At 60.8% G+C, this 6,506-nt stretch carries 7 protein-coding genes; 1 reads left to right on the top strand and 6 read right to left on the bottom strand.

Annotation, left to right across the window (positions count from 1 at the left end; genetic code table 11):
* The 6 genes from ACIQ36_RS17165 to ACIQ36_RS17140 form a co-directional block, all read right to left on the bottom strand.
* The coding region (locus ACIQ36_RS17165) for an L-rhamnose mutarotase (RefSeq protein ID WP_395831562.1) at positions 1 to 288 on the bottom strand (288 nt) is incomplete at its 3' end.
* Complete coding sequence (locus ACIQ36_RS17160; protein ID WP_395831561.1) at positions 288 to 1,286, bottom strand: ABC transporter permease; 999 nt, start codon at positions 1,284 to 1,286, stop codon at positions 288 to 290. The genes ACIQ36_RS17160 and ACIQ36_RS17165, both read right to left, overlap by 1 nt.
* Complete coding sequence (locus ACIQ36_RS17155; protein WP_395831559.1) at positions 1,283 to 2,251, bottom strand: ABC transporter permease; 969 nt, start codon at positions 2,249 to 2,251, stop codon at positions 1,283 to 1,285. The genes ACIQ36_RS17160 and ACIQ36_RS17155 overlap by 4 nt, the downstream gene beginning before the upstream one ends.
* Positions 2,252 to 2,253: 2 nt before the next feature.
* On the bottom strand, positions 2,254 to 3,762 hold the full coding sequence (locus ACIQ36_RS17150; RefSeq protein WP_395831557.1) for a sugar ABC transporter ATP-binding protein: 1,509 nt from the start codon (positions 3,760 to 3,762) through the stop codon (positions 2,254 to 2,256).
* 101 nt (positions 3,763 to 3,863) lie between these two features.
* Positions 3,864 to 4,865 (bottom strand): rhamnose ABC transporter substrate-binding protein, encoded by a 1,002-nt coding sequence (gene rhaS / locus ACIQ36_RS17145; protein WP_395831555.1) that lies wholly within the window; start codon positions 4,863 to 4,865, stop codon positions 3,864 to 3,866.
* A gap of 71 nt (positions 4,866 to 4,936) precedes the next feature.
* Positions 4,937 to 5,728, bottom strand: coding sequence for a DeoR/GlpR family DNA-binding transcription regulator (locus tag ACIQ36_RS17140; protein WP_395831553.1), 792 nt, complete (start codon positions 5,726 to 5,728; stop codon positions 4,937 to 4,939).
* 246 nt (positions 5,729 to 5,974) lie between these two features.
* Between ACIQ36_RS17140 and ACIQ36_RS17135 the strand changes: the two genes are divergently transcribed.
* Positions 5,975 to 6,506: class II aldolase/adducin family protein (locus ACIQ36_RS17135; RefSeq protein WP_395831551.1), on the top strand; the 532-nt coding region annotated here is incomplete at its 3' end.

The raw sequence follows: 6,506 nt of genomic DNA, 5'->3' as shown, positions 1-6,506 counted from the left end.
CGGGCGGACCACCGGCGCATTATCCGGGGTCACGACCATCAGATCGGCCATAAAGGCCCACCAGCGCTGCATGATCGGATTCTCTGGCAGCCGGTCCATGCCGTGCCCCGCCGTTCGGCGCAAAACCCCAAAGAGGGTTAGGCTATCGGGATCAAGAAAAATGCTGTAGTCGGCAATTCCCGCCTCTTTCAGCAAGGCGCTCAACTCCGGCCAAATAGCGTCATGGCGACGCTGATATTCGGCCTCGTTGCCGGGCTTTAACTGCATTGCGAAGGCGATTTTTTCCATCAGGATTTTCCTTTCTGGCGTAGGCGCGCGGCAATCTGCGGCACCGCTACCGTCACCAGGAGCAGCGCGCCGATCAGCGTGCTCATGACGATGCCGGGAACATTCAACAGCCCCATGCCGAACCCGGCCATGCCGAGCAAAAACACCGCGAGCACCACGCCGCCAATGGTTCCGGCCCCGCCCGCGATGCTAACCCCGCCGAGAATCACCATCGTGATAATCTCAAGCTCCCAGCCGCTGGCGATATTGGGGCGCGTGCTGCCGATACGCGCTGTGAGGAACACGGCGGCCAGCCCGGCGATAAGGCCGATGACCGCGAACAGAACCAGCTTCGTCCGCCCGACATTCAGCCCCGAAAAGCGCGCGGCGGTGGGGTTGAGGCCGATAGCGTAGAGCCGCCGCCCGATCACCGTGCCGTGCAAGACCAGGGCAAAAACTGCCGCAAGCGCCAAGAATAGGGCGAACTCCAAACTGACGAAGGGGATAATCTTCAAGGTGGCTAGATCGGTAAAGGCTTCGGGATAGGCGGTAATCGCCCGGTCGCCGAGGACGACGGAGGTGATGCCCCGGAACAGCGACAGGGTTCCGATGGTCACGACGATGGAGGGCAGCCCAAGGCCCGCGACCAGCACGCCGTTGAGCAATCCGGCGGCAAGCCCCGTCAGCAGGCCGATGGCGACTAGCCCCGGCATTCCCACCCCCGCTTCCGCCCCAAGGCCGATCATCAGCGAGGCGAGCGCCATGATCGAGGCGACCGAAATATCGATTTCGCGTACGATGATGAGCAGCGCCATCGGCAGGGCGACCATGGCTTTTTCGGTAAAATTCGCCGTCGCGTCGGCCAGATTGTAAGGATCGAGGAAATAGGGCGACAAAAGACTGTTTCCGGCCATTACCAGAACCAGCAGAATTGCCAGCAAAAATTCCCATCGACGCATCAGTCGGAGCCCCCAGAGGGATGAGGAAGGCGGCAGCGGTGCAAGTTTAAGGCTGGTCATCGCGCGCTCTCCACCGGTTTTGGGTGCAAGATGATCTTCGCCGCGCGGCCCCGTTGCCGGTTGAGCATCACGGCAGCCAGAATCACGGCCCCGGAAATCAGCATTTGCCAGAAGGGTGAAATCGCCATGATCGGGAGGGCATTGCCAATCATCCCGAGGAAGATCACGCCCAGCAGGCACCCGAGAACCGTGCCGATACCGCCCGCGATGCTCACCCCGCCGATAACGCAGGCGGCAATAATTTGGAGTTCGAACCCCTGCGCCGCGTCGGTGAAGGCAATCCCATAGCGCCCGACCCAGAGCGCGCCGCAGAGCCCCGCAACCCCGCCGCTGATTGCATAAGCCGAGAAGAGCACCCGTTCGGAGGCAATCCCCACGTATCGGGCGGCGCTCGGATTGCCGCCATAGGCGTAAATCGAACGCCCGAAGCGGGTAAAGCGCAGCCCCCCATAGGCCAGGAGCACCGCCAGAACCGCAAACCAGACGAGGTGGGTAACGCCGAAGAGGCGCTCGGTCGGAAACTCGCGGAACGGAGCGGGCATATCGTGGGACGAAACCCAACGCCCGCCGCTGAGCAGGAACGTTGCCCCCCGGTACAGGCTCAAGCTGGCCAGCGTCACCACTATGGGCGGCACTTTCAACCCGGCGACGAAGGCCCCATTGATCGCCCCCAGCGCGATGCCGAGGCCAAGCCCCAGCAGGAGCAACAGCCCCACGGGTGCATCCGGCAGCGCCTGCCCGGCCAAGGCGGCGGCCATGCCGCACAGGGCGAGCATCGCGGCAACCGACAGATCGATCCCCCGCGTTAAAATCACCAGCATTTGCGCCAGCGCCATCATCGCCAAAATGGCTGTATCGGTAGCGATATCGTCCAGCGTGGCGACGGTCAGGAAAACCGGTGCCCGCCCGCCGATGAGCAGCGCGAGGCCGAGAATGACCCCGGCTAAGATAAGATCACGCCGCATCCTCAGCCTCCTGTTGCCGCGCGGGCCAGCCGGGCCGCGCCCTGGGCGGGATCGGTGGCGAAATCGGCGCGCTTGAAACTGCCGCAGGGGCGGCCCGCCTGCATCACGATGATGCGGTCGGCCATGCCCATCACCTCCGGCAGTTCGGAGGAAACCAGAATGACCGCGAGCCCTTCGGCGACGAGGTCGCTCATGAAATCATGCACCTTGGCTTTGGAGCCGACATCGATTCCCTTGGTTGGCTCGTCGAGAATGATGACTTTCGGGGCCGTTGCCAGCCATTTACCGATGACGACCTTCTGTTGATTGCCCCCCGAGAGTGCATCGACGCGGGTGTTCCAATCCGGCGCTTTTACCGCCAGCCGCCGCGCGAAGGTTTCCGCCAGCGCGTCCTCTTTTCGGGAAGACAGCAGCCAGCCGCCGGTGATGCGCTCAAGCAGCGGCAGCGTGATATTATCGCGGATGCTCATGGGCAGAATCGCGCCCTGGCTTTGCCGATCCTCCGGCACATAGGCGATTCCGGCCGCGATGGCATCCTTCGGGCATGTCAGGCGCAGGTTTTCCCCGCCGAGGGAAATCGTGCCGCCGCTGACCGAGGTCAGGCCAAAGAGCGCCTGCATTACCTCGCTGCGCCCTGCGCCGACGAGGCCGTAGAACCCGAGGATTTCCCCAGCGTGCACGGTAAAGCTCACCTCCGAAAATTCGGTTGGGTGGCACAGGTCGCGCACGTCCAAAACCGGCGCGCCGATGGGTACGCTGCGCTTGGGGAAGACCGCCCCCATGCTTCGCCCAACCATCAGGGCGACCAGGGCGTCAACATTGGTTTCGCTCATCGCGCCTTCGGCCACGAAAGCGCCGTCGCGCATCACGACGTAATCATCGGCGATGGCGAATAATTCGTCGAACTTATGGGAAATGAAGAGAATGGCAACGCCCCCGGCCTTGAGCGTGCGTACCAGCCGATAAAGATCGTCGATTTCCCGGTGCGACAGGGCCGCCGTGGGTTCATCCATAATCAGCACGCGGCTGTCATGGCAGAGGGCACGGGCCATTTCCACGAGATGCTTTTGCGCGATGGAGAGATCGCCGCAGCGCGCCTGCAAGGGCAAATCTGCCCCCAACCGGTCCAGCACGGCTTGCGATTGGGTCAGCAGGGCTTTCCAGTCGATCATCCCTTTGCGCCAGCCGCGCGCGTGACACGGCCAATGCCCGGCGCAGATATTCTCCGCTACGGTCAGATCGTCGAACATCACGGTTTCTTGATGAATCGCCGCGATTCCGGCGGCTTGCGATTCCTGCGGCGACGCAAAATGCCGCGCCACCCCATCCAGGCGCAGGCTACCCCCATCCGGCTGATAAATCCCGGTAAGGATTTTCACCAGCGTCGATTTTCCCGCGCCATTCTCGCCGATCAAGGCGGTAACACGGCCCGGTGTGAGGCGCAGGCGCCCATCGCGCAGGGCCGCCACGGCGCCGAAGGACTTCGTCAGTCCCTCCACGGCTAAAACCATTCGTCCCTCCCTTTGGGATCGTCGGGGACTGCGTCCCCGACTCCCCTGCACCAGGGGGCATGCCCCCTGGTGCTCCTATTTTTCTTTTTGATCTGCTGCGTTTAGAAATATTTGGCGTATTTCAGCACATTGTCCTTATCGAAGGTGAACGGCTCCGCCATGGCGGCTTCGCCCTTCTCGTCGATGGTCAGTGTGCCCATACGCCCAACCGGCACTTTCTCGCCCGCCTTGCCCTTGAGTTCGCCCTTGGCAAACTGCACGGCGGCATAGGTTACGGTATACCCGAGATCGACCGGGTTCCAGATGGCAAAGCTTTTGGTTGCGCCGCTCAGCACATGGCCTTTCATCTCGGACGGCAACCCGAGGCCGGTCACATAGACTTTACCAATCAGCCCCTGATCGGCCACGGCTTTGGCTGCCGCGACGATTCCGACCGAGGTCGGCGCAATGATCGCTTTCAAATTCGGGAAGGATTTGAACAGGCCCTGGGCTTCCCGATAGCTTTTATCGGCTTGATCGTCGCCATACACGGTGGAAACCAGTTTCAGAGATGAAAACTCAGGCTTCGCCAACTCCTTCTTCATTTCGGCGATCCAGATGTTCTGGTTGGTTGCCTGGGCCGTCGCCGACAGAATGGCAACCTCGCCGCCCGCCGTCCCGATGGCGTCGAGCGCCATTTGCACCTGTTTCTGCCCAATCAGCGAGGCATTGGAGGGGTTGAGCTGCATCAGGCGGCCACTGGCGATGCCGCTGTCGAAGGAGATGACTTTGATACCGCGTTCGGCGGCTTTTTTCGCCACCGGCACCAGCGCATTGGCATCATTCGCCGAAATGGCGATGGCATCGACTTTCTGAGCGATCAACGCATTCATCAGTTCGATCTGGCCTTCGGCGGTTGCCGTGGTCGGACCGGTGTAAATCAGCTCGACATTGCCAAGCTCGTTGGAGGCTTCAATTCCGCCTTCCTTGCAGGCTTCAAAGAAGCCATTGCCGAGCGATTTGACCAGCATGGCCACGCGCACCTTATCGGCAGCATCGGCAGAATTCATCGCCAGCACCCCAACGATGACGGCAAGGCTTGCGGTTTTAAGAAATTTGGTCACGGCGTACATCCTCCCTTGGATGATTTTCCCCGCCGGAGCCATTCTATTGCGCTCGTTAAGGCGGGGGTCGGTTAAGCCGCTGAACGGTTTCGCCAGCGGGGAACGGTGATAAGCTCCACGCCCGCATCGCGCAGCAGCCCGGCGGCGGGCGCGCTGATGCCATCGTCGGTCACGACGATATCGATGCGGGAAAGCGGGCAGAGAATGAGGCTTCCGCGCCCGTCGAACTTGCTGCTATCGACCAAGACCACGAGTTTTTCGGCTTGATCGATCAGCTTCTGTTCGGCACGGATCAGCAGCGGGTCGGATTGCATTAACCCGTGCTGGGTTAAAGCCTGCGCCCCCATGAATAGTTTTGACGCAAAGAAACGATGCGTTAGGTCATTGTCAAACGGGCTCAGCACAAGCTGCTGTTCCCGGAAAATCTCGCCGCCCGGCAGCGTCACGCGATTCTCGCCGTGGCGCATCAGATAATCGGCGATTGGAAGGCTGTTGGTCAGCACCTCCACTTTGGTTTGCACCAGAAACTCGGTCATCGCAAACGTGGTCGTGCCACCATCAATGATAATCGAATCGCGCTCGCTGCACAGATCGACCGCCCGCCGCGCAATCGCGCGCTTGGTTTCACGGTTCAGCGTGACGTTATAGTCAAAGGGTGGTTCGGTCAGATGCGTCGGGCGCGCGCCTAAGGCTTGCGCCCCGCCTCGAACCCGGCGCAACAAGCCCGCCGCCTCCATCTCCTGCAAATCGCGCCGCACGGTTGCCCGCGACGCATCCAGCCGGGCCATGAGATCTTGAATCCCAATGGTTCCCTGCTTTTGCAGCAGCGCGGCGATAAGCCCGTGACGTTCGTGTTGATGCATGGGGAGGCCCCCTTTGGCCGGTGTTACAAAACGGATAAATCCTAATCCGGGTGCGCGTCAATCGTAATTGTTCATTTTGCATCGCATAAACGTCATTTTGCATCGCAATAACGCATTATTGCGACGCAAAATTACCTATTCCAATTGACACGCGCCTTAAAATGATCGCTTCATGCCGGTGAAACGGGGCAAGGACCCGATCCTTTTCCCCAAATAACGCATTTTGAACTATCCCGGAGCCGGATCGTGACCGCGACTTCCCTCAGCCCGTCTCTCATCCCATCGCTATGGGATACTGCCCATGCCGCAAGGCTTTCCGAGCCAGAGTTGCTGCTCTACCGCTCCAATTTATTGGGGTCGGACCTGCGAGTAACGAATTATGGCGGCGGTAACACCTCGGCAAAGATAATGCATTCTGACCCATTGACGGGAAAAAGCGTCACCGTCTTATGGGTTAAAGGCTCCGGCGGTGACCTTGGCAGTATGGCGCTCGATGGGTTTTCCACGCTCTATCTCGACAAGCTGGAGCAGTTGAAAACCCTCTATCGCGGCCTTGCGCAGGAAGATGAAATGGTCGGCTATCTGCCCCATTGCACCTTCAATCTCAATCCGCGCGCGGCCAGCATCGATACGCCTCTCCATGCCTATATTCCCCACGCCCACGTCGATCACATGCACCCGGATGCGGTCATCGCGCTTGCCGCCTCGGCCCGCAGCGAAGAACTGACGCAGGAGGTCTTCGGCGGCGAAATCGGCTGGCTCCCCTGGCAGCGTCCAG

The sequence above is a fragment of the Elstera sp. genome, from assembly GCF_044372965.1.
Lineage (GTDB): Bacteria > Pseudomonadota > Alphaproteobacteria > Elsterales > Elsteraceae > Elstera.
Note: the sequence above shows the minus strand (reverse complement) of the source record. Positions and strands in the feature narration are given on the sequence as shown.

Bases quoted from the DNA above. Each gene is read 5' to 3' on its own strand.
- ACIQ36_RS17160 (WP_395831561.1), bottom strand. From the start codon at position 1,286: ATGACCAGCCTTAAACTTGCACCGCTGCCGCCTTCCTCATCCCTCTGG.
- ACIQ36_RS17150 (WP_395831557.1), bottom strand. From the start codon at position 3,762: ATGGTTTTAGCCGTGGAGGGACTGACGAAGTCCTTCGGCGCCGTGGCG.
- ACIQ36_RS17140 (WP_395831553.1), bottom strand. From the start codon at position 5,728: ATGCATCAACACGAACGTCACGGGCTTATCGCCGCGCTGCTGCAAAAG.
- ACIQ36_RS17155 (WP_395831559.1), bottom strand. From the start codon at position 2,251: ATGCGGCGTGATCTTATCTTAGCCGGGGTCATTCTCGGCCTCGCGCTG.